Raw genomic sequence first — 25,162 nt, forward strand, 5'->3', positions numbered from 1 at the left:
ACGCCCGAGCGACGACCGGGGCCCGCGTCCTTCACTTTCCGGGCAGCAGTGGCGGTTCGGCCGACTGGACCAGTTCCAGTGCCTGTTGGGGGAACCAGTCGCCCGCCTTCGGGTCGACTATGCCGCGTTCGGGGTCCTCGGGGCCCGCGGTCCCGCGCAGGCAGAGGCCGTCCGACTCGCCGGGTGTCTTGATCCACAGGCGGGCGTCCTGGAGCGGATCGCCGGTGCGCAGCGTGGGGCGGGCGCCGAGGCCGCGGCCGGGCGGGTTGCACCAGTCCTGCGCGTCGGAGTACTTGCCGGCCGGCGGGGTCCAGGTGCCCTGCCCGTTGCGGCTGGAGTCCGTGACGAAGTGCTTCATCCGGGACGGCGGGGTCGTCACGTGCGCGTCGATCCATGTCTGGGCGTCGGCGCGCGGCCAGTACTGGTTGGGGCACTCGGCGGCGTCGCCACCGCCGTCGGCGTAGGCCAGACAGGACGAGATGAGCTTGCCGTACCAGGAGTTGGCGTCGTCGGTCTGGTAGTTCGAGGCGTTGGTGTAGAAGCCGGAGGCCCGGGCCACCCCGCCCCGGACCAGGCGCGGCACGATGTCGTTGACGGAGTGCCAGCCCGGATGCCCGGTGTCGAGGTACACCTTCGTGCCGCGCAGCGGCTCCAGCGCGTCGACCGCGTAGTTGACCTCGGTGTAGCGCGCGGCCGTCTTCGTGCCCTGCGCGTCGTCCTGGCCGCAGTCGGAGGGCAGCAGGGCCAGGGCGTCGGGTTCGAGGGTGACGATCGCGTCACCGCGCCCGATCCCACGGGCCACCGCGTCGATCCAGGCCTGGTACTCCGCGGTGTTCGCGGCGCCGCCCGCCGAGTAGTTGGAGCAGTCCCGGCCGGGAATGTCGTACAGCACCAGCGCCGGGATCGCGCCGTGGCGGTCCGCGTCGCGCACCACCGCGCGGACGTCCTTCTCGACCTCGGCCGGTGTCTGGTCGCCGAACCACACGGCCTGCGGGGTGTTCACCATCGCGAGGATGCCCGCCGCGTCGCGGAGCCGGCCGGCCCGGGCGAGGCCGAGGGCCTGCTGATAGGCCGCCGGGTTGGCGTCGGGGACGTACAGCGACGGTCCGCGGCCTGCGGGCTGCGCGGCCTGCGCCGGGGGCGCGGCGAAGAGGGCGGCCAGACCGACGGACAGGGCGGCGAGCCAGATGGGCGTGCGTCGTCTCATACAGGTTCACTCCGGGGTCGCAACGGTCACGAGGGACTTGCGGGAGCGCTCCCACAGGAGGTTCGCCGAGAGGCGGCCGTGCGTCAATACGGGGCACAAAAATACGGAGCACGGAAGAACCCGCCCGAAATCCGCGGAACGGCCCGTGGGGCCGGCCCCACGGCGTGAGGCAGCGTGGGCCGACCCCATGGCGCGAGGCACCGTGGGCCGGGCCCACGGCCTGAGGCGCGGCCCGGGCGGGAGCCCTTCCTCAGGCCACCGAGCCGATCCGCCGCACCGGGACCGCGGGCGCGTCGTGATGGATGGGGGTGTGCGCCCCGGTGAGGGAGACCCCGCTTCCGCCGCGCCGCTCGGCCACGATCTCCGCGGCGATCGACAGGGCGGTCTCCTCGGGGGTCCGCGCCCCGAGGTCGAGGCCGATCGGCGACCTGAGGCGGGCCAGTTCCATCTCGGTGACGCCCACCTCGCGCAGCCGTTCGTTGCGCTCCAGGTGGGTGCGGCGCGAGCCCATGGCACCGACGTACGCCACGGGGAGCCGCAGCGCGAGCCGGAGCAGCGGGACGTCGAACTTGGCGTCGTGCGTGAGGACGCACAGGACGGTCCGGGAGTCGACCTCCGTGCGCTCCAGATAGCGGTGGGGCCATTCCACGACGATCTCGTCCGCCTCGGGGAAGCGGGCCGCAGTCGCGAAGACCGGGCGGGCGTCGCAGACCGTGACGCGGTGGCCGAGGAACTTGCCCACCCGGACCAGCGCCGAGGCGAAGTCGATGGCGCCGAAGACGATCATGCGCGGGGGCGGGACCGAGGACTCCACGAGGACCGTGAGCGGCGCTCCGCAACGAGAGCCCTGCTCTCCGATCTCCACCGTGGCGGTGCGGCCGGCGTCCAGCAGGGCCGCCGCCTCGCCCGCCACCGTACGGTCGAGTCCGGGATGGGCGCCGAAGCCGCCCTCGTGGGAGCCGTCGGGGCGTACGAGGAGGGCGCGGCCCAGAAGGTCGGCGGGCCCGCTCACGACGCGGGCCAGCGCCGCCGTCTCCCCACCGGCCGCGGCGGCCAGGGCCGTCGCGAGCACCTCCCGTCGGGCGGTGTCCCGCGCACGGACCGGGGTGACGAGGATGTCGATGACGCCGCCGCAGGTCAGGCCGACCGCGAAGGCGTCGTCGTCGCTGTAGCCGAAGCGTTCGAGGACGGTCTCGCCGTCCTCCAGCGCCTGCGTGCACAGGTCGTAGACCGCTCCCTCCACGCAGCCGCCGGAGACCGAGCCGATCGCGGTGCCCTCGCTGTCGACGGCGAGCGCGGCGCCGGGCCGGCGGGGCGCGCTGCCGCCGACCGCCACCACGGTGGCGACGGCGAAGTCGCGGCCCTGCTCGACCCACCGGTGCAGTTCTTCGGCGATGTCCAGCATGTCTCGGTCTCCTTGACGGCGGTTGCGTGGAAGGGGCTCGGCGTCAGCGGACGCCCAGCCAGCCCTCGATCGGGTGGAGCGCGAAGTAGACGAAGAAGACCGCCGTCAGACCCCACATGAAGGCCCCGATCTCCCGGACCTTGCCCTGGGCGGTCTTGATGGCGACGTAACTGATCACACCGGCCGCCACGCCCGCGGTGATCGAGTAGGTGAACGGCATGATCACGACCGTCAGGAAGACGGGGACCGCGGTGGCGCGGTCGGCCCAGTCGACGTGGCGCGCGTTCGTCATCATCATGGCGCCGATGACCACCAGGGCCGCCGCCGCGATCTCGCCCGGGACGATCGCCGTGAGCGGGGTGAAGAACAGGCAGGCGGCGAAGAGGAGGCCGGTGACGACGGAGGACAGGCCGGTGCGGGCGCCTTCACCGACGCCGGTGGCGGACTCGACGAAGACCGTCTGCCCGGAGGCTCCGGCCACTCCGCCGACCGCTCCGCCCGCGCCGTCGATGAACAGCGCCTTCGACAGGCCGGGCATCCGGCCGCGGTCGTCGGCCAGTCCGGCCTCGGTGCCGACACCGATGATCGTGGCCATCGCGTCGAAGAACCCGGCGAGCACCAGGGTGAAGACGATCATGCCGACCGTCATGGCTCCGACCTGGCTCCAGCCGCCGAACTCGACCTGGCCGAAGAGCGAGAAGTCGGGCATCGAGACGGCGCTGCCGTGCAGTTCGGGGGCGCCTCCGGCCCACTGTCCGGGGGCGATGACGCCGGTCACGTCGAGGAGGACGGACACGACCGTGCCGGAGACGATGCCGATGAGGATCGCGCCGGGGACCCCCCGCGCCTGGAGCGCGAAGATCAGCAGCAGGGTCGCGGCGAAGAGCAGCACCGGCCAGCCGGCGAGTTCACCGGTGGGGCCGAGGGTGAGGGGGGTGGCCTTGCCCTGGTGCACGAAACCGGCCTTGACCAGGCCGATCAGCGCGATGAACAGGCCGATGCCCATGGTGATGGCGTGCTTGAGCGCCAGCGGGATCGCGTTCATGATCATCTCGCGCAGCCCGGTGACGACCAGGAGCATGATGACCACGCCGTACATCACGCACATGCCCATGGCCTGCGGCCAGGTCATCTGCGGGACGACCTGCGAGGAGAGCACCCCGGACACCGAGAGCCCGGCGGCGAGGGCGAGCGGCACCTTGCCGACGAAGCCCATGAGAAGGGTGGTGAAGGCCGCCGCGAACGCGGTCGCGGTGATCAGGGCCTTCTGCCCGAGCACGTCCCCCGCCACGTCCTTGCCGGACAGGATGAGGGGGTTGAGCAGCAGGATGTACGCCATCGCCATGAAGGTGGTGACGCCGCCGCGCACCTCGCGCGCGATCGAGCTCTCCCGCCGGGAGATGTGGAAGTACCGGTCGAGCCAAGACCGTCCCGCCGGGACGCGGCTGCCCGCGCCCGCGTCCTGCGCGGTGGTCTTCGGCTCCAGTGACTGCTGGGTCATGTGGGCCTGCTCCCAAGGTTCAAAGGGGCACCCGGACAGCCGTCCTGACGGCTGGTCAACCGCTGGTGCGGTTGCGGGATTTGGGAAGGTGCTTCGGCCGCACGACCCGGGGGACGGCCCGAGACGAACGTGGGAAACGAGAGGAACGAGCGGAACTCCGTTGCCGTACTTGCCTCCGGGCGGCGCGGCGGCCTGTGACGTTCCCGGTGCCGCCCGGAGGGGACTGCCCGGCGCCTACGCGGTCCCGGTGAGGTGTTCGGGGCGTACCGGCGTCCGGTCGAGCCGCAGACCCGTCGCGTTCCGGATCGCCGCGAGGACGGCCGGGGTGGACGACAGGGTCGGGGCCTCGCCGATGCCACGGAGCCCGTAGGGGGCGTGGTCGTCGGCGAGTTCGAGCACATCGACGGGGATGGTCGGTGTGTCGAGGATCGTGGGGATCAGATAGTCCGTGAAGGAGGGGTTGCGCACCTTCGCGGTCTTCGGGTCGACGATGATCTCCTCCATGACCGCGATGCCCAGGCCCTGGGTGGTGCCACCCTGGATCTGGCCGATGACGGACAGCGGGTTGAGCGCCTTGCCGACATCCTGGGCGCAGGCCAGTTCGACGACCTTGACCAGCCCGAGTTCGGTGTCCACCTCGACGACGGCGCGGTGCGCGGCGAAGGAGTACTGGACATGGCCGTCGCCCTGCCCGGTGCGCAGGTCGAAGGGTTCGGTGGGGCGGTGCCGCCACTCGGCCTCGACCTCGACGGCCTCGTCCTCCAGCACGTCGGCGAGATCGGCGAGGACCTCGCCGCCGTCGGTGACGACCTTGCCGCCCTCCAGGAGGAGTTCGGCCGTGGCCCAGGCGGGGTGGTACGTGCCGAACTTGCGGCGGCCGATCTCCAGGACCTTCTCGCGGACCAGCTCGCAGGAGTTCTTGACGGCGCCGCCGGTCACGTACGTCTGACGGGAGGCGGACGTCGAACCGGCGCTGCCCACGCGGGTGTCGGCCGGCTGGATGGTCACCTGGGCGACGCCCAGCTCGGTGCGGGCGATCTGCGCGTGGACGGTGACGCCGCCCTGGCCGACCTCCGCCATGGCGGTGTGCACGGTGGCGACCGGCACGCCGCCGACGACCTCCATGCGGACGCGGGCGGTCGAGTAGTCGTCGAAGCCCTCGGAGAAGCCGACGTTCTTGATGCCGACGGCGTAGCCGATCCCGCGGACGACGCTCTCGCCGTGCGTGGTGTTGGACAGGCCGCCGGGCAACTGCCGTACGTCCGCGTCCTCACCCGCGGACAGCCACTGCCGCTCGGGCGGCAGGGGCATCGCCTTGACGCGGCGCAGGAGTTCGGCGACCGGGGCCGGGGAGTCGACGCGCTGCCCGGTCGGCAGGAGCGAGCCCTGCTCCATCGCGTTGAGCTGACGGAACGCGACCCGGTCCATGCCGAGCTCGTCGGCGAGCTTGTCCATCTGCGCCTCGTAGGCGAAGCACGCCTGGACCGCGCCGAAGCCGCGCATGGCGCCGCAGGGCGGGTTGTTGGTGTAGAGCGCGATGGCCTCGATGTCGACGTCGTCGACCACGTAGGGGCCGACGCCGAGCGAGGAGGCGTTGCCGACGACCGCCGGGGAGGCCGAGGCGTACGCGCCGCCGTCGAGGACGATCCGCGCCTTCACGTGGGTCAGCCTGCCGTCCTTGGTCGCCCCGTGCTCGTAGAAGAGCTTGGCGGGGTGGCGGTGGACGTGCCCGAAGAAGGACTCGAAGCGGTTGTAGACGATCTTGACGGGCTTGCCGGTGCGCAGGGCCAGCAGGCAGGCGTGGATCTGCATCGACAGGTCCTCGCGGCCGCCGAAGGCGCCGCCGACCCCGGAGAGGGTCATGCGGACCTTGTCCTCGGGCAGGCCGAGCACCGGGGCGATCTGGCGCAGATCGGAGTGCAGCCACTGGGTGGCGATGTAGAGCTCGACCCCGCCGTCCTCGCAGGGCACGGCGAGGCCGGACTCGGGCCCGAGGAAGGCCTGGTCCTGCATGCCGAAGGTGTACTCGCCCCGGACGACGAAGTCGGCCCCGGCCGCGGCCCGTTCGGCATCGCCGCGGACGATCGGCTGGCGGTGCACGATGTTGGGGTGCGGGACGTGGCCGATGTGGTGGTCGGTGCGGCCCTCGTGGACGAGGACCGCGTCGGGCGCGGTCGCGGACGCCTCGTCGGTGATCACCGGCAGCTCGCGGTACTCCACCTTGATCTTGGCGGCGGCGCGGCGGGCGGTCTCGGGGTGGTCGGCGGCCACGATGGCGACCGGCTCGCCGTGGTGGCGTACCTTGCCGTGCGCGAGCACCGGGGTGTCCTGGATCTCCAGGCCGTAGTTCCTCACCTCGGTGGGCAGGTCGTCGTACGTCATGACGGCGTACACGCCGGGGGTGGCGAGGGCCTCGCCCGTGTCGATGGAGACGATCTCGGCGTGGGCGACCGTGGAGCGCAGGATCTGGCCCCACAGCATGTCCTCGTGCCACATGTCGGAGGAGTACGCGAACTCGCCGGTGACCTTGAGGGTGCCGTCGGGGCGGAGGGTGGACTCGCCGATGCCGCCCTTGGTGCGGGAGCCCTGGGTGAGGTTCGTCGGTGTGCCGGTGGTTCCCATGATCAGACCGCCTCGGACTGCCGGGCGGCCGCGAGGCGGACCGCGTCCATGATCTTCTCGTAGCCGGTGCAGCGGCACAGGTTGCCCGAGAGCGCCTCGCGGATGTCCGCGTCGCTCGGGTTCGGGGTGCGCTCCAGCATCTCGTCCGCCGCGATCAGCAGACCCGGGGTGCAGAAGCCGCACTGGACGGCTCCGGCGTCGATGAACGCCTGCTGCACGGGCGAGAGTTCGGTGCCCTCGCCGGTCTGCGAGTCCTGCCCCTTGGCCGCCCAGCGGTGGGCCTCGTCGAGCGAAACGCCCGCGGGCTCGCCCGCGTTGCACGCACCCGCCGCACAACCGGCGTGTTCCGTGCGCTGCTGGGCGAAGTCGGCCAGTCCCTCGACGGTGACGACCTCGCGGCCCTCGACCTGGCCGGCCGCGACCAGACAGGAACACACGGGCACACCGTCGAGGCGGACGGTGCAGGAGCCGCACTCGCCCTGCTCGCAGGCGTTCTTGGAGCCGGGCAGGCCGAGCCGCTCGCGCAGGACGTACAGGAGGCTCTCGCCCTCCCAGACGTCGTCCGCCTCCTGCCTGCGGCCGTTGACCGTGAAGCTGACACGCATTACGCGACTCCCTCCGTACGGGCGGCGGTGCCGCGGTAGGACTCCCAGGTCCAGGTCAGGGTGCGACGGGCCATGACGCCGACCGCGTGGCGGCGGTAGCTCGCCGTGCCGCGGACGTCGTCGATCGGATTGCAGGCGGCGGAGCACAGCGCGGCGAACTGCTTGGCCACCGAGGGGGTGATGATCTTCCCGTTGTCCCAGAAGCCGCCCTCCTCGAGCGCCGCGTTCAGGAACTCCTCGGCGGTCCTCGCGCGGACCGGGGTCGGCGCGGCCGAGCCGATGCCGGTGCGGACCGTACGGGTCTCGGGGTGCAGGGCGAGGCCGAAGGCGCACACCGCGATCACCATGGCGTTGCGGGTGCCGACCTTGGAGTACTGCTGCGGTCCGTCCGCGTTCTTGACGTGGACGGCGCGGATCAGCTCGTCGGGCGCGAGCGCGTTGCGCTTCACGCCGGTGTAGAAGTCGTCGATCGGGATCATCCGCGAACCGCGCACCGACTCGGCCTCGACCTCGGCACCCGCCGCGAGGAGGGCGGGATGGGCGTCGCCGGCCGGGGAGGCGGTGCCGAGGTTGCCGCCGACGCCGCCGCGGTTGCGGATCTGCGGGGAGGCCACCGTGTGGGAGGCGAGTGCGAGCCCGGGAAGCTCACGGCGCAGGTGCTCCATGATCCGGGTGTACGGGACGGAGGCACCCAGGCGCACGCTCTTCTCGCCGGCCTCCCACTCGCTCAGCTCCCCGATGCGGTTCAGGTCGAGCAGGTACTCGGGCCTGCGGTGATCGAAGTTGATCTCGACCATCACATCGGTGCCACCCGCAATCGGCACAGCGGTGGGGTGCTCGGCCTTCGCGGCGAGCGCCTCCTCCCAACTGGCGGGGCGAAGGAAGTCCATGAGTGGCTCTCTTCATTCGTGTCGTGGGCGTTCTGATCAAGCCAGATCGGGTGCGGCGTCCTCGGCTCGTTCAAGAGGTCTCAACAGCGGAGTGGGGTCAGTAGACAGCGGACTCCGGCACCGGGGTCAGTCACCGAAACCATGAAGGAGTTCGCTGGCCAGCGCGCGCATCTTGTAGATTCGTATGAACCGAGGCCATCGGCAACCTCTTCGCTTTCCTCTGGAAACAGTCGGCACAGCCCTCTGGAAACAGTCGGCCGGTCCTCTGGAAGCAGGGACACGGCCCCGGGTGGAAACGGGGACGCGGCCCGATGGAACCCGAGGCCCCGGGACCGGTACCACCGGTGACCGGAACCCCGCGGACCGCTCCGCGGAGCCCGGGACGCCGAAGGGCCTCACACTGGTCCATCGTAGATTTCGAGACAAGGAACGGCGGCGACGAGAATGCGGCTGCGCGCACTGCTGGACACGGACGCGCTGGGCCTGCGGCTGCTCGGCGGCGAGGACGAGCTCGACCGCACCGTGCGCGGTGTGATGACCACCGACCTCAAGGACCCGAGCCGCTACCTCTCGGGCGGCGAGCTGGTCCTCACCGGCCTCGCCTGGCGGCACGACGCCGAGGACTCCGAGCCGTTCGTCCGCATCCTCGTGGGCACCGGGGTGGCGGCCCTGGCCGCGGGCGAGGCGGAGCTCGGCGACATCCCGGACGACCTGATCGTGGCCTGTGCCCGGCACCGGCTGCCGCTCTTCGCCGTGAACGAGTCGGTCGCCTTCGCCACGATCACCGAGCACGTCGTGCGCCAGGTCTCCGGCGAGCGCGCCGGTGATCTGGCCGCCGTGGTCGAGCGGCACCGGCGGATGATGACCTCCGGCCCCGCGGGCGGCGGCCCCGACGTGGTCCTCGATCTCCTCGGCACCGACCTCGACCTGCGCGCCTGGGTCCTCTCCCCCGCCGGACGGCCCATCGCGGGCTCGAAGCTGGCGGGCGGCGCGCTGCCGGCGGGCACCCGCGCCGAGCTGGCCGCGGCGCATCTCGCGGCGGTCCGCAGCGGGCGCCGGGGGCCGCACCGGGTGACCGTGGGGTCTTCGATGTACTCGCTCTTCCCGGTCCGCTCCTCCGGGCGGGCCACGGGCGCCTTCCGGGACGTCCGCGAGACGGTGCTCTCCGACTGGCTGCTCGCCGTCGAGGCGGACGCCGGGGACTGGCCCGACGAGCGGCTCGACCTGCTCCAGGGCGTCACCCAGCTCATCGCGGTGGAGCGGGACCGGCGGGACGCGGCGCGCACGGTGCGCCGACGGCTCGCGCAGGAGGTCCTGGAGCTGGTCCAGACGGGGGCCGCGCCCGCCGAGATCGCGGCCCGGCTGCGGGTCGCGGCGCCGGTACTGCTTCCCGGTCTCGGCGCGGCCCCGCACTGGCAGGTCGTGGTGGCGCGCGTCGAGTGGGACGGCGGCGAGATCGAGGGCGGCCCGGTCGCCCAGGCGCTGCTGGAGGAGATCCTCGTCGACCCGCTGTCACCGGGACCCGAACTCTCCGACCGGATCGCCGTCGCCCACACGGGGGACGAGGCGGTCGCGCTCGTCCCGCTTCCGGCGGTCGCCTCCGACGAGGACGGCTCCGAGCCGGGTCTGCACGCCGACAGCCTGCTGACGGCCGTACGGGAACCGCTGTCGGCCGGTCTGGACGACGACGGCCGGCTCACCATCGGCGTCAGCGCGGCCGTCCACTCCGCCGAGGGGCTGCGCGGCGCCCTGGAGGAGGCACGGCACGCCCGCCGGGTCGCCGCGGCCCGCCCCGGACGGGTGTGCGCCGCCGGACACCAGGAGCTGGCCTCGCACGTCCTGCTGCTGCCGTTCGTGCCGGACGACGTGCGCCGCGCCTTCACCGCCCGTCTGCTGGACCCGCTGCGCGAGTACGACGGCCGGCACCGCGCGGAGCTCATCCCGACGCTGGAGGCGTTCCTGGACTGCGACGGGTCCTGGACGCGCTGTGCGGCCCGTCTGCACCTCCACGTCAACACGCTGCGCTACCGCGTCGGACGTATCGAGCAGTTGACGAGTCGTGATCTGTCGAGGCTGGAAGACAAGTTGGACTTCTTCCTGGCACTGCGGATGAGCTGACTCCGGGAGCCTCGCGCGGCCCGGCGCGGGACCTACGACTTTGTGAAATCCTTCACCTACCCTCTTGGCCGGGCCATGTGATCCGTGCTGAGATGCCACCACTCAACAGCTCAATGGTGTGCTCGGGGAGGGCAACGTGGCGCATACCGCCATGTCTGGTACCGGAACGACTGCAGGGGACGATCCACTCCAGACCGCGGTATGGCGGCTGCGCTCGCGCGCCTGCTGGGCCGACGCGGCCGCGCTGATCCAGCCGCACGCGGCGGGGCCGGCGCTGCAGAGAGCGTCGCTGCTGGTCGAGCGCTGTCTCTACACCGAGCAGGGCTGGGCCGAGGCGGAGGACGCGCTGCGTACCGCCGAGGCGCTGGCGCAGAGCGACGACGAGCGGGGTGCCGCCGCCTGTGAGCGGGGCCAACTCGCCTACGCGGCGACCCTGCTGGGTGTGCGGGACCGGGCCGACGAGGCCCGGGCCGCGCTCGGCCGGGCCGCGGCGCTGCTCGCGCCGGGCGCGCCGGGCAGGGCGCTGCTGGACTTCCGGCGCGGGCTGCTCGCCGAGAACCTCGCCCACGCGCCGCAGGCGGCCCGCGCCGCGTACCGGCGGGCGCACGCGGGCGCGACCGCCCAGAACGACGCGCTGCTGCTGTCCTTCACCTGGCGGCACCTCGCCGGAATCGCCTTGCGCGAGGGGGAGTTGGCGGAGGCCCGGCAGGGGTTCGCCGAATCCCTGCGGATCCGGGAGGAGCTCGGGTACCTGGTCGGTACGGCACCGGCGCTGGCGTCCCTCGCCGACGCCGAGACCGAGCCGGAGGCCTCGCGGCTGCGGGCGGAGGCGGGCCGCCTGTTCCGCCTCCTCGGCGGCGTCCCCCTGTGGCTGGCAGACCAGTTGACCCCGGCTCCACCGGCGGCCACGGCCTGATCACGGCACACCGGGACGCACGTCGGAGCCCGCCCGGATCGGGAGCGGGCTCCCCGGAGGAACGCACAGCTTCGGGCGGAGCGGGCTGAGCGGCGTGCGGGTCAGCCCGGGGGGCGGACGTCAGGGCGCGCCGGTGAAGTGTTCTCGTACCAGGGACTGGACGACCGGGAGGTCCCCGGCCATCAACGCGTCCAGCAGTGCCGTGTGTTCGGCCGCGTCGGCCACCAGGTCGGCGCGGCCCCGGGAGACGGGGCCGCCGACGAGCGGCCACTGGGCGCGGCGGTGCAGATCGTCGGCGATGCGCACCAACTGCGCGTTGCCCGCGAGGGCGAGGACCGCACGGTGGAAGGAACGGTCGGACTCCGCGTAGGTCGCGCGGCAGCCCGAGGAGGCGGCCCGCACCGTGGCCTCGGCGAGCGGGCGCAGCTCGGCCCAGCGGGCGGCGGGCACGGTGCGCGCGAGCCGGAGCATCACCGGGACCTCGATCAGACCCCGGATCTCGGCGAGTTCGGCCAGTTCCCGGGTGCCGCGCTCGATGACGCGGAAGCCCCGGTTGGGGACGACCTCGACGGCGCCTTCGAGGGCGAGTTGCTGCATCGCCTCCCGGACCGGCGTCGCCGACACCCCGAACCGCTCGCCGAGCGCGGGCGCCGAGTACACCTCGCCGGGGGCGAGTTCACCCGCGACGAGCGCGGTGCGGAGGGCGTCGAGGACCTGGCCCCGCACGGAGGCGCGCTGCACGACGGGCCGGGCGGCCTCGGCGCGGACGGCGGGGCGCGCTTCCTCCCGGCGCGCGGGACGGGCCTCCTCCCCGTGTACGGGGCGAGCCTCCTCCCGGTGCGCGGGGCGCGCCTCCTCCCGATGCGCGGGACGGGCCTCCTCCCGGTGCGCGGGGCGGGTGTTCGGCTCGCGGGCCGCCGGGTGGGCCTCCTCGGTGCGCCCGACGCGGGTGCCCTGGGTGTCCGGGCCGGGCCGGGTCCCGTCGGTGCGGGTGGGGCCGGCCCCCGGGCCGGTGTCGCCCGGGCGCGCGGCGGGACGCGTCTCGTCGGCGGGTGCGGGCCGGCCGTCCCCGGGGTTCGCGGCGGGGCGGGCCTCGTCCGCCCGTACGGCGGGACGGGGGTCCTCGGTGCGCGGGTGCGGGATCGGCGCCTCGCTGTGCGTGTGCTCACCGCGGGCCGAGGCCAGGACGACGGGGTGACCGGCGTCCGGCCCGGCGAGGGGCGGGGCACCGGACCCGTCGCCCGCGATTCCAGCGGGTACGGCCCTGACCCGCCCCGTGTCCACGGGTCCCGCCTGCTGCGGAACCCGGAAGGCGACCGCGGGGACGTCCGGGGCCCACGGCCCGGCGGAGCCGTGCGCGCTGCGCGGACCGGCCTGTTCCACGGTTCCTCCTCCGGGTCGGTGGTACGTCGGTGGTACGGGGGGCTCGTGACGCCGGTTGTTACCACTCCGTCAAGCACGATAGGCGCACACGGGCCCGGTTCAAACACCCGCGCGACAGGGTAAGGTAAGCCTTACCTGCCAACGATCGTGAAGCGATGGTTCCGCATGTCCACTCCCACGCTGTCGGCCGACGCCGCCACGACCGCCCCGGCGGCCCCGCCCGCCCCGGCCGGTCCGGCCGCGCCCGCCGTCGGCGTGTCGCCCGTCGCCGAGGCCTACGCGCGGCTGACCGAGGTCTTCCCCGGCCTGAGCGTCACGGAGCTGGGAGCGGGCGAAACGGCCCCGCACGGCGCGGGTTGGGCCCCCGCCGCCCGGCTCGCCGAGGGCGGCCCCGGCCTCGACGCGTTCCTCGCCTGGGACGAGGCCCAGGTCCTGCGGGACTACGGCACACGGGCCCGGCCGGACGTCGTGGCCGGCTTCGGACTGCACCGGTACGCCTGGCCGGCCTGCCTGCTGATCACCGTGCCGTGGTTCCTGCAGCGCCGGGTGCCACGCCTGCCTGTGGAGGACGTCACATTCCAGCGTGAGCTCGGCCGGATGGCCGTCCGGATCACCACGTTCGCCTGCCTGCCGGACGACCCGGCCGCCGCCCTGCCGGGCGCCCGCGTCGTACCGGACGAGGAGGCGCTGCGCGCGGAGGTGCGGTCCGCGGTGGCCGAGCACCTGGAGCCGCTCCTCGGCGGATTCGGGCCCCGCATGCGGCGGCGCGGCCGGGCCCTGTGGGGCATGGCCACGGACGAGGTGGTCGAAGGCCTCTGGTACGTCGCCGGCCTGCTCGGCGAGGAGCGGCGCGCGATGCGCGAGCTCGAACTGCTGCTCCCGGACTCGACCCGTCCGTACGTCGGTTCACCGGCCTTCCGCGAACTGACCGGACCCGGCGGGGAGTCCCTGCCGACCCGCGACCGGGTGAGCTGCTGCCTGTTCTACACCGTGCGCCCCGACGACACCTGCGCCACCTGCCCGCGCACCTGCGACGCGGACCGCGTCACCAAGTCGGCTGTCGCCCAGGCGAGTTGACACGAAGGGATCGAGCGCGCGACCGTACGCGCCGGGACCCTGACACCGGTCGCGACACCCCCGTAGAGCCGGCGCGGCATCCGGGGGGCATCCTCGGATCACAGATGCTTCACACTTTCCTCACTTGCCACGGGAACCCTCCGCGGAACCATCCGTATGGGTAGTCTTATTCGTACTCAACTCCCGTCCCTCGCGCGGCAGTTCGAGCAGAAAGTCGCCCTGCGCACCTTCTTGCACTTCCTTGGCGGCCTCTTGCCCCGAAACCCCCTGAGGGCCGATGTGATTGGGCCACTATGGCGGGCGTTACGCCCTCTCCCCATGCAAGGGACCCCCGATGAGACTGACCGACATATCGCTGAACTGGCTGCTTCCAGGCGCCGTTCTGCTCCTGGGCCTGCTGGCGGCGGTGGCGGTGCTGGCACGCGGCAAGCGGTCCGGGGACAGCACGAGCAGCGACGACTCGTGGGAGCGCACCGAGGAACGCCGCAGGCGTAAGGAGGCCGTCTACGGGACCGCCTCCTACGTCCTGCTGTTCTGCTGCGCCGCCGTCGCGGCGGCACTCTCCTTCCACGGCCTGGTCGGCTTCGGCCAGCAGAACCTCGGCCTCTCCGACGGCTGGGAGTACCTCGTCCCGTTCGGCCTGGACGGCGCGGCGATGTTCTGTTCCGTCCTCGCGGTGCGCGAGGCCAGCCACGGCGACGCGGCGCTCGGCTCCCGCATACTCGTGTGGACCTTCGCCGGTGCCGCGGCCTGGTTCAACTGGGTGCACGCGCCCAGGGGCGTGGACCACGCGGGCGCTCCGCAGTTCTTCGCGGGCATGTCCCTGTCGGCCGCCGTCCTGTTCGACCGGGCCCTGAAGCAGACCCGCCGGGCCGCTCTGCGCGAGCAGGGTCTGGTACCGCGGCCGCTGCCGCAGATCCGTATAGTCCGCTGGCTGCGTGCACCCCGTGAGACGTACAGCGCGTGGTCGCTGATGCTCCTGGAGAACGTCCGGTCCCTGGACGAGGCCGTCGACGAGGTGCGTGAGGACCGGCGCCAGAAGGAGCAGAACCGGCTGCGCCGCCGCAACGAGGAGCGGGTGGAGCGGGCGCATCTGAAGGCGCTCAGCCGCGGTCACCGCGGCTTCCCCGGACGCGGGGGCGCACGCGAACTGGAGACCACGACCGTGGAGCGGGCGCCCGCCGGAGCCTCCACGGAGCCTGCCATATCCACCGCGGAGCAGCTTCCCGTACGGTCGCGGCCCTCCCTCACGCCCGTCCGCAAGAGCACCGAGCCGATCACCGTCGACCTCACCACGGAGGACGACACGATGGCCCTGCCCCGGCTCGATTCCCTGGAGCGCAAACTCAAGGACCTTGAACAGCAGTTCGGCTGAGCGGTAGACGGCACGGCGGGCCCGCCCGGAGTTCCGGACGGGCCCGCACACGACGACGGCGGCGCGGTGTTCCTACACCGCGTCGCCGTTCAGTTCGAACCACACCGCCTTGCCCACCCCGTGCGACCGGACGCCCCAGGCGTCGGCCAGGGACTGGACGAGGACGAGCCCTCTGCCGTGCGTACCGTCGTCGGCGTCCGGTACGCACAGTCTCGGCCTGCGTCCCACGAAGTCCCGGACCTCCACGCGCAGTCCGCCCGGTCCGATCGTCGCGGTCAGGACGGCGTCGTCATCCGTGTGGATCAACGCGTTGGTGACGAGCTCACTGGTCAAGAGCTCCGCCGTCTCGGCCCTGCCCGGTTTCCCCCAGTGCCGTAAGTGTTCCCTCAGCGCCCTGCGTGCTTCGGGCACCGCCCGCAGATCCGCCTTGCCGAGCCGGCGCCTGAGCTGCGCGCCGTCCGGTCCGTCCATCGTCCCCTCGGACGCTTCCTCCACTGGTCCGGTGGAGAAGGCCCCTCTGGTCATGGGACCACCTCCTGGTGCATGCCGCTTCATGACCCCCGCCTGCGTGCCGATGTCGGGTCCCCTCTGCTCGAACACGTTCACGGGGATCCATGCCCTCTTCGGGAACCTGACAGTCATGCCGAATCGTCGGCCGGACGCCGTACGGTCACGGGTGCGCGACGCCCGCACGGGGAAGTGAAGGCAACGACAGAGCCGTCCGAGCACCGAGGAGCCGCCGTGCACGACGACCGTTCGCTGGTGGAGGCCCGTCTGGAGCGCGCGCTGCGGCAGTTCCTGCGCCCCGCCCAGTACGGGGAGCGGGTCCCGCTCACGCTCACCGTCTGGCACGTGCCGGGCGAGCCCGTGCCCGTCGGGCAGGCGCTCCAGGCCTCCTACGAGCCCTTCACGACCGGCACGGTCTGGGGAAAGCCCTGGTCGACGAGCTGGTTCCGCATCGAGGGCCGGGTGCCCGGGGAATGGGCGGGGCGCCGCGTGGAGGTGGTGATCGACCCCGGGTTCACCGGGGACGGGCCCGGCTTCCAGGCGGAGGGACTGCTGTACGACACCTCGGGCGTCCCGCTCAAGGGCATCCACCCGCGCAACCGCCACCTGACGGTCGGAGCACCGGCACACGGAGGCGAGGCGGTGCGCCTGCTGCTGGAGGCGGCCGCGAACCCCGCCGTCCTGCACGGGTTCGAGCCCACGCGTCTGGGGGACGTGCTGACCGCGGGAGATGGGCCGATCTACCGATTCGCGGCTGCCGATCTCGCCGTACTGGACGAAGAGGTGTGGCATCTGGTCCTCGACATCGAGGTCCTGTCGGAGCTGATGTACGAGCTGGACCCGCAGCGGCCGCGCCGGCACGAGATCCTGCGCGCCCTGGAGAACATGCTCGACGCCCTCGATCTGCACGACGTGCCCGGCACGGCCGCGGCGGCGCGGGCCGAACTGGCGGAGGTGCTGGCGCGGCCCGCGTCGGCCAGCGCGCACCGCGTCTCGGCGACCGGACACGCGCACATCGACTCGGCGTGGCTGTGGCCGCTGCGGGAGACGGTCCGCAAGGCCTCCCGGACCTTCGCCAACGTCACAGCGCTCGCCCTCGACTACCCGGAACTGGTCTTCTCCTGCTCCCAGGCCCAGCAGTACGCCTGGGTCAAGGAGCACCAGCCGCACATCTGGGAACGCATCAAGAAGGCGGTGCAGGACGGCAATTGGGCTCCCGTGGGTTCCATGTGGGTGGAGTCCGACGCCAACATGCCCGGCGGTGAGGCGCTGGCCCGGCAGATCGTGCACGGCAAGCGGTTCTTCCGGGAGGAACTGGGCGTCGAGACCGAGGAGATCTGGCTGCCGGACTCCTTCGGCTACACGGCCGCCTTCCCGCAACTGGCCGAGCTCGCCGGCGTCCGCTGGTTCCTCACCCAGAAACTGAGCTGGAACCAGACCAACAAGATGCCCCACCACACCTTCTGGTGGGAGGGCATCGACGGAACCCGGGTCTTCACCCACTTCCCGCCCGTCGACACCTACAACTCACAGTTCCACGGCCGTGAACTCGCGCACGCCGAACGCAACTTCGCCGAGAAGGGCCTGGCCACCCGCTCGCTCGCCCCGTTCGGCTGGGGCGACGGCGGGGGCGGCCCGACCCGCGAGATGCTGGAGAAGGCGCGCCGGTTGCGGTCCCTGGAGGGCTCGCCCACCGTCCGGATCGAGAAGCCGGAGGCGTTCTTCGCCGCCGCCGAGGAGGAGTACGGGGCGCACGCGCCCGTGTGGTCGGGCGAGCTGTATCTGGAGCTGCACCGGGCCACCTACACCACGCAGGCCAAGACCAAGCAGGGCAACCGGCGCTCCGAACACGCCCTGCGTGAAGCCGAGTTGTGGTGTGCCACGGCCGCCGTGCGCGATCCCTCGTACAGCTACCCGTACGACGCGCTGGACCGGCTCTGGAAGACCGTGCTGCTCCACCAGTTCCACGACATCCTGCCCGGCTCCTCCATCGCCTGGGTGCACCGGGAGGCACGCGAGACGTACGCGCGGGTGCTCGCGGAGCTCGAGGAGATCACCGCGGAGGCCCTGCGGGCCCTGGGATCCGGCTCGCCCGCGGTGCTGAACGCGTCGCCGTACGAGCGGACCGAGGTGGCCGGGGACGGGGTGGTGACCGTGCCCGGTCTGGGAACCGCCGTCCTGCCCGCGGGGCCCGGCACCGGCCCCACCGTGCGGGCCGAGCGGCACGACGGCGCCTTCGTGCTGGAGAACGACAGGCTGCGGGTACGGATCGACGCCGACGGGCTGCTCACCTCCGTACGGGATCTCGCGCACGGCCGGGAGGTGCTGTGCGGCCCCGGCAACCTGCTCCAGCTCCACCCCGACCACCCCAACGCCTGGGACGCCTGGGACATCGACCGGCACTACCGGCGCACCCGCACGGACCTGACGTCCGCCGAGTCGGTGGAACTGGTGGAGAGCGGGCCGCTGCGGGCCACCGTGCGCGTCATCCGGACCTTCGGCTCCTCCCGGATCGTCCAGGAGATCGGGCTGACCGCCGCGAGCCGCCGGGTGGACATCGTGACGGACGTCGACTGGCAGGAGTCGGAGAAGGTCCTCAAGGCCGCGTTCCCGCTCGACGTCCACGCCGAACGCTCCGCCGCCGAGATCCAGTTCGGTCACGTCCACCGGCCCACCCACGCCAACACCGGCTGGGACGCGGCCCGTTTCGAGATCTGCGCCCACCGCTGGCTGCGGGTCGCGGAGGAGTCGTACGGCGTCGCGGTGCTCAACGACTCGACGTACGGCCACGACGTGACCCGTACACCGCACGCCGACGGCCTCGGCACCACCGTCCGGCTGACCCTGCTGCGGGCCCCGCACAGCCCCGACCCCGAGACCGATCTGGGCACGCACCGGTTCACGTACGCGCTGCTGCCGGGGGCCGGTGTCGGGGACGCCGTGGCGGAGGGACTCGCGCTCAACCTGCCGCTGCGCCGGGCCGCGGTGCCGGAGTTCGAACCGCTGGTGAGCGTCGACGACCCGGCCGTCACCGTCGAGTCGGTCAAGCTCGCGGAGGACCGCAGCGGCGATGTCGTGGTGCGGCTGTACGAGTCACGGGGCGGGCGGGCCCGCGCGAGGGTGACCGCCGGTTTCGCGGTGGCCCGGGCCGAGGTGACGGACCTGCTGGAACGGCCCCTGCGCCAGGCCCCGGCCGAGATCGAGCTGCGACCGTTCCAGATCCTCACCCTGCGCCTGCGGCCCGCACGCGGGGACGAGGGCACCGACGTGTGAAAGGCGGGACCCGCGACGGTGGAACCATCCCGGGCGTCCCGGCCTCTCTTTCTGGGGAGTGTCCGGGGCGCCGTCCCGGGACGAGAAGCGGGGGAAACGATGTCATCCCGGGACGATGCCGAGGAATTCGCGGCGATGCTGCGGCGCCTGAAGACGGGCTCCGACCGCAGCTACGCCGCGCTCGCCCGTCACCTGAACATGAACGCCTCGACGCTGCACCGGTATTGCTCGGGCGAGGCCGTGCCGCTCGGGTTCGCGCCCGTCGAGCGGTTCGCCGCGCTGTGCGGAGCGGATCCGGCCGAGCGGGTCGAACTCCACCGCCTGTGGATCCTCGCGGTCGCGGCCCGCCAGCGCGCCCGGGCGACGGGCGCCGAGTCCGGACAGGCCACGGACGAGGCCCGCACGCCGGAAGCCGGGCGGGAGATGACGGACGCTGCGGGAGCCGGGCGAGACACGACGAGCGCCGCGGAAGCCGGGCGGAACACGACGAGCGCCGCGGAAGCCGGGCGGAACACGACGGACGCCGTGGAGGCCGGGCGGGACGCCACGCGAGCCCCGGAGAGCGGGCCGGAGGCGACGCAAGCCCCCGGGGCCGGGCCGGACGCGTCACAAGCCCCCGGGGCCGCGCCGGACGCGGCGCGAGTGCCGGGACACGGGATCCGGGCGGACGGCGCCGAAGCGCTCCTGCCGGCCGACGGAATCGGGGCGAACGACGCCGAAGCGCGCCCGCCGGCCGACGGAATCGGGGCGAACGGCGCCGATGTGCTCCTGTCGGCCGACGGGCTCGGCGTCGACGGGGCCCTGCCGCCGTCGGCGGGGCGGCACCCGGCCGAAGTCCTGCCGCCGGTCACGGACTTCGGGCCCGGTTCCTCGAACCGCACCGGGGAAGGCTCCCCCGGCGCCTCCCCCGTACCGTCCGCGGCGCCGCGTAAGCGCCGGTTCAGGCGTCGCGCCGCGGTCACCGCGGCCGTGGTGACCGCTATCGTCGCGACCCTGGGCAGCCTGTCCGCCCTGCCCTCCGGGCACTCCGGGAAGGACGCCGCCGACCGCGTGGTCGGCGCGCCCACCGGAAAGGCGACGGGCGAGCGGCGCGGCTCCGCGACCCCGTCCGCGTCCCCCTCCGCCACGCACGGACGGCCGTCCGGCTCCCCGTCTCCGAGTCCGTCGGGCAGTCGTGACACCTCGCCGAGCCCGTCCGCGAGCCCCTCCCCCACCGGCGTCTCCGCCGGGCCCCCGTTCACCTGGACCGTGAACTCCCATCGCTGGGCTGTCGGTTGCGGTCACACCTACGTCATCGACAAGACGCCCGACCAGGTGCCGCCGCCCCCGGCCCCGCAGGACGCCTCCCCGTGGGCGCAGACGCAGAACGCGGTGCACGGCGGCGAGACGATCGTCGATTTCACCGTGCAGGGGCGCTCCGACGCGGCCGTGGTGCTGGAGGCGCTGCGCGTGCGCGTCGTCGGCCGCTCGGCCCCGCTGAAGGGCATCGCCTACGCCACGGGTGGGGGGTGCGGCGGCAGCATGGGCGTCGGCTCGTTCACCGTCGATCTGGACAAGGACCGGCCGGTCGCCCGCCCGGTGGCGAGCGACGACGACGGAACGGGCTCCCGGATTCTGGCCCCGCCCTTCCGGGTGTCCGTCAGGGACCCCCAGATGCTGATGGTCGACGCCCTGACGACGGGCTGCGACTGCCGCTGGTATCTGGAGCTCGACTGGTCCTCGCGGGGCCGCACCGGCACGGTCCGCATCGACGACCAGGGTGTCCCGTTCCGCACCAGCGGCATCAAGGGCCTGCCCTACTACTGGTACCGGCAGAACGGCTGGGCCCTGACCAGCGCCGACTGAACGCGGCCCGCGGACCGCCCGGCGAGGCTCTACGGGCGGGGCACGTTGCGCAGGTTGGAGCGGGCCATCTGCACCATCCGGCCCACCCCGCCGTCCAGCACGATCTTCGACGCCGAGAGCGCGAAGCCCGTCACCATGTCCGCGCTGATCTTCGGCGGGATGGAGAGCGCGTTCGGGTCGGTGACGACGTCGACGAGGGCCGGGCCCTTGTGGCGGAAGGCGTCCTTGAGGGCGCCGGCGAGGTGCTTGGGCTTCTCGACCCTGACGCCGAACGCCCCGCAGGCGCGGGCCACCGCCGCGAAGTCGGGGTTCTTGTTGTGGGTGCCGTAGGAGGGCAGCCCGGCGACCAGCATCTCCAACTCGACCATGCTGAGGGCGGAGTTGTTGAAGAGGACCACCTTCACCGGCAGGTCGTACTGCACGAGGGTGAGGAAGTCGCCCATCAGCATGGAGAATCCGCCGTCGCCGGACATCGACACGACCTGGCGTCCCGGATCGGTGAACTGGGCGCCGATCGCCATCGGCAGCGCGTTCGCCATCGACCCGTGCGAGAACGAACCGATCACCCGGCGGCTGCCGTTGGGTGAGATGTAGCGGGCCGCCCAGACGTTGCACATACCGGTGTCGACCGTGAACACCGCGTTCTCGTCGGCCAGTTCGTCGAGCACCGAGGCGACGTACTCGGGGTGGATCGGGACGTGCCGGTCGACCTTGCGGGTGTACGCCTTGACGACCCCTTCGAGGGCGTCCGAATGTTTCTTCAGCATTTTGTCGAGAAAGCGCCTGTTCCCCTTGGGCCGCACCCGCGGGATCACACAGCGCAGCGTCTCCCGTACGTCCCCCCACACCGCCAGGTCCAGCTTCGACCGGCGCCCCAGGTTCTCCGGCCGCACGTCGACCTGGACGATCTTGACGTCGTCGGGGAGGAAGGCGTTGTACGGGAAGTCGGTGCCCAGCAGGACGAGGAGGTCGCACTCGTGGGTCGCCTCGTAGGCCGCTCCGTAGCCGAGGAGTCCGCTCATCCCGACGTCGAAGGGATTGTCGTACTGGATCCATTCCTTGCCGCGCAGCGCGTGCCCGACCGGCGATTTGATCTTCCCGGCGAACTCCATGACCTCGGCGTGCGCGCCCGCCGTGCCGCTGCCGCAGAACAGGGTGACCTTCTCCGCCTCGTCGATCATCGCGACGAGCTTCTCGATCTCGGCGTCACCCGGCCGGACGGTGGGCCTGGAGGTCACGAGGGCGGTCTCCACGGGCTTGTCCGGGGCGGGCTCGGAGGCGATGTCGCCCGGCAGCGACACCACGCTGACGCCGGAGCGGCCCACCGCGTGCTGGATGGCGGTCTGGAGCAGCCGCGGCATCTGCTTCGGGCTGGAGATGAGCTCGCTGTAGTGACTGCACTCGCGGAAGAGCTGGTCGGGGTGGGTCTCCTGGAAGTAGCCGAGGCCGATCTCGCTGGAGGGGATCTGCGAGGCGAGGGCCAGGACCGGGGCCATGGAGCGGTGCGCGTCGTACAGGCCGTTGATCAGGTGGAGGTTGCCCGGTCCGCAGGAACCGGCGCAGGCGGCGAGCCGACCCGTGATCTGGGCCTCGGCTCCCGCGGCGAAGGCGGCGGTCTCCTCGTGGCGGACCTGGATCCAGTCGATGGCCGCGTTGCGCCGGATCGCGTCCACGACCGGGTTGAGGCTGTCGCCGACGACTCCGTACAGCCGCTCGACCCCCGCGCGGACGAGGATGTCGACGAACTGCTCGGCGACGTTCTGCTTGGCCATGCCGCACACACCTCTTCGTGATCCTCGGATCTCGCGTACCCCGGGTCCCCCTCGTTCCCCGGCTCATCCGTCGGATCCATGAATTCACACGCGGCGCGGTTACGCCTCCCACACGGCGGCGGCCGTCCGGTCGTCGGCGTACCCCTTGACCCGCGCCGACGCGTCCGCGAGGAACGCGGCGAGACCGGGCGGATCGCCCACCGACCACCGGGTCGTCAGGTACTCGGCGAGTTCGGGCTCGCCGCGCAGCGGCTCCGCGAGGCCGCCCGTGCACAGCAGGAGCGTGTCACCCGGGCGGGCTACGGAGGCCCGGAACCGGAAGGGGGCGCGCGGGGGGCCGGGGGCCGGTTCGTAAGGGCTCGGCGGTGTCGTGATGCCGAGGTCCATCGTGAGCCGGTCGCCCTCGGGGGTCTCGTGGGGCGGCGACCCGAAGCCGACGACGGCCTCCCCGGCCGTGTCGGCGACCCGCGGTTCGATGTCCTGCCACTCGCCGTCCCGCAGCCGGAACAGGCCGCCCGCCCCGACGCCGAAGAACACCCGGGTACGGCACTCGGGATCGGCCGGCAGCAGCAGACAGCGCAGGCCCGCCGTGTACTCCTCCGGTTCGACGCCCTGCTCCGCCGCGCTCGCCCGCAGTTTGCCGAGGCTGCGGTCGGTGAGCCGGTGCAGTCCCGACTTCAGCTCGCCGCGCCGGGCGGCCCTGATGTCGGCGGCGAGCCGCTCGTGGCTGCGCCCGACGGCCTGCCCGATCCACCGGCACGCCTCGGCGGCGGCCCGGTGCGCGCCCGGGGTGGCACGCGCGCCCGTCGCCATCGCCACCAGCACGAGTGCCTGCTCGCCCGTCCCGAACCGGGCGGTGAGCAGCGCGTCGCGGCGCGGCTCGCCCCGGTAGCGCGCGGAATCGCCGCGGACGGAGGCGGCCCGCAGCGTGCTCGTCCCGTACCGTGCGCCGTCCAGCACGGTGTCGGCGACCAGGTCGGCGAGTTCGTCGGGTTCGACGGCCGGCAGCGCGGTGGGTTCGGAGGCGTAGGTGGGCGGGCCGGATCCGACGTGTCCGGCGGCGGGCGGTGGCTCGACGACGGACAGGACCGGCTCCCGGGGCTCGTCGGTCGGCAGGTCCTCGGGGGCCGACTCGGTCGGCGGGGTCCGGAAGCCACCGGTGGTGCTGGGCAGTGCGTCCGCCGCGGGTTCGGGGCCCGTCGCGTCCGGGGGTACGAGGGGGGCCGACGCGGGTTTCGGCGTCGCGTCCGGGGCCGTACCCGCCGCGGGATCCCGGTCCGCGGGAGGCGCCGGGGGTGTGTCGCTCCGGGCGCCTCGGGAGTCGTGCGGGGCGGGTTCCCGCGCGGTGAAGCCCGGCGGTTTCGGACCGGGCGGCAGGGCCGAGGGGGCGGCCGGTGCCGGGCCCGGGGGCGGGAGCTCCCAGGACGGGGGCTCCCAGGGGGTCGGCTCCCAGGGGGTGGGCTCCCACGAAGCGGTCTCCGAGGCGGGCGCCTCGCGGCCGGACGGGCCGACGCCGGTGCCGGGCCCCGGCACCGGGCCGCGCTCCCAGCGTCCCGGCCGCGACACGGGTTCGCCGGAGGGCGACTCCTCGGGAGGGTCGCCGCCGGGCCGGGCGGCGGAGGCCGAAGTACCGCCTGCCGGGCCGGGCTGCCGCGGCGAGGTCGGCTCGGTCGTGCCCTGGAGTCGCGCCGATCCGGCGGGAGGCTGGGTCGGCAGCGGGGGCGGCTGCCTCCCGGCCTCGGGCGCCGAGGGGTCCGGGACGGTGGGAGGCCGCTCGGGGCGCGGCGGACCGTCGAGCCGTGCGCCGGGCCGCGGGGCGGTCCCGCGCCCAGGGAAGGCCGCCGCGTCCCCGGCGGACCTCGGGTCGTCGGCGGACCACGCGTCCGGCGAGGCGGGCGTCCGGGGCAGGGCGGGCGGCGCGTCCTGCGGGGGCGTCCGCCTCGGGGCGGGCGGCACGTCCGAGGTGGGCGTCCGGGGTGGCACGGGCGGCTGCCCCGACGTCGGTGTACGCCTCGGCGCGGGCGGCGATGCCGGCGTCCGTCCCGAGGCGGGCCGCGCGTCCGGGGTGGGCGTCCGTCCCGACCCGGCCCGCGGCGCCGGTGTGCGCCCCGGCGCGGAACGAGCGGCGGACGGTGGCGTTCGCCGCGACCCGGGGCCGGCGTCCGGCCCTGTGTCGGGAGCCGTGTCGAGGCCGTCCCCGAGCGTCCCGGACGCCGACGCGAACCGGTCGTCGAGGGAATCGGCGACGGCCGCGGGCCCCGTGTCCTCGGTGGAGTCGTCGTACAACTGCCGCCACCAGTCGTCCTCGTGACCGGTCGGCTTCTCCCCCTGCTGGCTCATGCTCCCGATTGTCCACCGAGAGAGCCGGTTGAAAACGGGGCATCCGGAAAAACCGGCCAAGACGCGGACCGTCGAACCGCGAACGGTCGAACAGGAATCCGCGCCGGAACGTGCGAACGCCCGGCCGCCGGACGGCCCCACCCCCCACGGGAGGACCGCCCGGCGGAGCCTGGGCGACCGAGGCCCCACCCGCCGTGGACCGGCCGGGCCGCGGTCCGGACGACCGACTCGCCGCCGGTCACGGCCGGTTCGGCACCGGCTTCGTCCCGGGAGGCGACGGGACTCCCGACCCTCCGCCCTCCGGGGCCGGTTCACGAACGCCGGTC

At 73.3% G+C, this 25,162-nt stretch carries 15 protein-coding genes and 1 pseudogene; 6 read left to right on the forward strand and 10 right to left on the reverse strand.

Annotated features, from left to right (window positions below; translation table 11 throughout):
* Window positions 1-31 precede the first annotated feature (31 nt).
* The 6 genes from ACFRIC_RS22635 to ACFRIC_RS22660 form a co-directional block, all read right to left on the reverse strand.
* Window positions 32-1,207 (reverse strand): glycoside hydrolase family 6 protein, encoded by a 1,176-nt coding sequence (locus ACFRIC_RS22635; RefSeq protein ID WP_382788444.1) that lies wholly within the window; start codon window positions 1,205-1,207, stop codon window positions 32-34.
* Between the two features lie 250 nt (window positions 1,208-1,457).
* The gene (locus tag ACFRIC_RS22640; RefSeq protein WP_382788446.1) at window positions 1,458-2,612 is read right to left on the reverse strand and encodes an XdhC family protein; all 1,155 of its coding nucleotides are present in this window, start codon (window positions 2,610-2,612) and stop codon (window positions 1,458-1,460) included.
* Between the two features lie 43 nt (window positions 2,613-2,655).
* Window positions 2,656-4,113, reverse strand: a complete 1,458-nt coding sequence (locus ACFRIC_RS22645; RefSeq protein WP_382788448.1) for an NCS2 family permease — start codon at window positions 4,111-4,113, stop codon at window positions 2,656-2,658.
* 234 nt (window positions 4,114-4,347) lie between these two features.
* Complete coding sequence (locus ACFRIC_RS22650) at window positions 4,348-6,735, reverse strand: xanthine dehydrogenase family protein molybdopterin-binding subunit (RefSeq protein ID WP_382788450.1); 2,388 nt, start codon at window positions 6,733-6,735, stop codon at window positions 4,348-4,350.
* A 2-nt stretch (window positions 6,736-6,737) separates the two neighbouring features.
* Complete coding sequence (locus ACFRIC_RS22655; RefSeq protein WP_382788452.1) at window positions 6,738-7,340, reverse strand: (2Fe-2S)-binding protein; 603 nt, start codon at window positions 7,338-7,340, stop codon at window positions 6,738-6,740.
* Complete coding sequence (locus ACFRIC_RS22660; RefSeq protein ID WP_382788454.1) at window positions 7,340-8,230, reverse strand: FAD binding domain-containing protein; 891 nt, start codon at window positions 8,228-8,230, stop codon at window positions 7,340-7,342. Before ACFRIC_RS22660 ends, ACFRIC_RS22655 begins: the two co-directional genes overlap by 1 nt.
* Window positions 8,231-8,674: 444 nt before the next feature.
* On the opposite strand from ACFRIC_RS22660, the gene ACFRIC_RS22665 reads away from it, so the two are divergent.
* Together ACFRIC_RS22665 and ACFRIC_RS22670 are read left to right on the forward strand one after the other, a co-directional pair.
* Complete coding sequence (locus ACFRIC_RS22665; RefSeq protein WP_382788456.1) at window positions 8,675-10,348, forward strand: PucR family transcriptional regulator; 1,674 nt, start codon at window positions 8,675-8,677, stop codon at window positions 10,346-10,348.
* Window positions 10,349-10,484: 136 nt separating this feature from the next.
* Window positions 10,485-11,264, forward strand: coding sequence for a hypothetical protein (locus tag ACFRIC_RS22670; protein WP_382788458.1), 780 nt, complete (start codon window positions 10,485-10,487; stop codon window positions 11,262-11,264).
* A 120-nt stretch (window positions 11,265-11,384) separates the two neighbouring features.
* On the opposite strand, the pseudogene ACFRIC_RS22675 reads toward ACFRIC_RS22670, so the two are convergent.
* Window positions 11,385-12,014: pseudogene (locus ACFRIC_RS22675) on the reverse strand (GntR family transcriptional regulator); the annotation flags it as partial.
* 798 nt (window positions 12,015-12,812) lie between these two features.
* Between ACFRIC_RS22675 and ACFRIC_RS22680 the strand changes: the two are divergent.
* Both ACFRIC_RS22680 and ACFRIC_RS22685 read left to right on the forward strand, forming a co-directional pair.
* Window positions 12,813-13,724, forward strand: coding sequence for a (2Fe-2S)-binding protein (locus ACFRIC_RS22680; protein WP_382788460.1), 912 nt, complete (start codon window positions 12,813-12,815; stop codon window positions 13,722-13,724).
* A gap of 334 nt (window positions 13,725-14,058) precedes the next feature.
* On the forward strand, window positions 14,059-15,099 hold the full coding sequence (locus ACFRIC_RS22685; protein WP_382788462.1) for a DUF2637 domain-containing protein: 1,041 nt from the start codon (window positions 14,059-14,061) through the stop codon (window positions 15,097-15,099).
* A 72-nt stretch (window positions 15,100-15,171) separates the two neighbouring features.
* Here the strand turns inward: ACFRIC_RS22685 and ACFRIC_RS22690 are convergent, their stop codons facing one another.
* The gene (locus ACFRIC_RS22690; RefSeq protein ID WP_382788464.1) at window positions 15,172-15,624 is read right to left on the reverse strand and encodes an ATP-binding protein; all 453 of its coding nucleotides are present in this window, start codon (window positions 15,622-15,624) and stop codon (window positions 15,172-15,174) included.
* A 216-nt stretch (window positions 15,625-15,840) separates the two neighbouring features.
* On the opposite strand from ACFRIC_RS22690, the gene ACFRIC_RS22695 reads away from it, so the two are divergent.
* Entirely contained in the window at window positions 15,841-18,879 is a 3,039-nt protein-coding gene (locus ACFRIC_RS22695; RefSeq protein WP_382788466.1) for an alpha-mannosidase, read from the forward strand.
* Between the two features lie 99 nt (window positions 18,880-18,978).
* Window positions 18,979-20,724, forward strand: coding sequence for a helix-turn-helix domain-containing protein (locus tag ACFRIC_RS22700; protein ID WP_382788468.1), 1,746 nt, complete (start codon window positions 18,979-18,981; stop codon window positions 20,722-20,724).
* Between the two features lie 29 nt (window positions 20,725-20,753).
* Here the strand turns inward: ACFRIC_RS22700 and ACFRIC_RS22705 are convergent, their stop codons facing one another.
* Both ACFRIC_RS22705 and ACFRIC_RS22710 read right to left on the reverse strand, forming a co-directional pair.
* Complete coding sequence (locus ACFRIC_RS22705; RefSeq protein ID WP_382788470.1) at window positions 20,754-22,496, reverse strand: pyruvate dehydrogenase; 1,743 nt, start codon at window positions 22,494-22,496, stop codon at window positions 20,754-20,756.
* Between the two features lie 99 nt (window positions 22,497-22,595).
* The gene (locus ACFRIC_RS22710) at window positions 22,596-24,836 is read right to left on the reverse strand and encodes a protein phosphatase 2C domain-containing protein (RefSeq protein WP_382788472.1); all 2,241 of its coding nucleotides are present in this window, start codon (window positions 24,834-24,836) and stop codon (window positions 22,596-22,598) included.
* Window positions 24,837-25,162: the final 326 nt, after the last annotated feature.

Origin of the sequence: Streptomyces sp. NPDC056738, assembly GCF_042790435.1 — a bacterium.
Classification (GTDB): domain Bacteria; phylum Actinomycetota; class Actinomycetes; order Streptomycetales; family Streptomycetaceae; genus Streptomyces.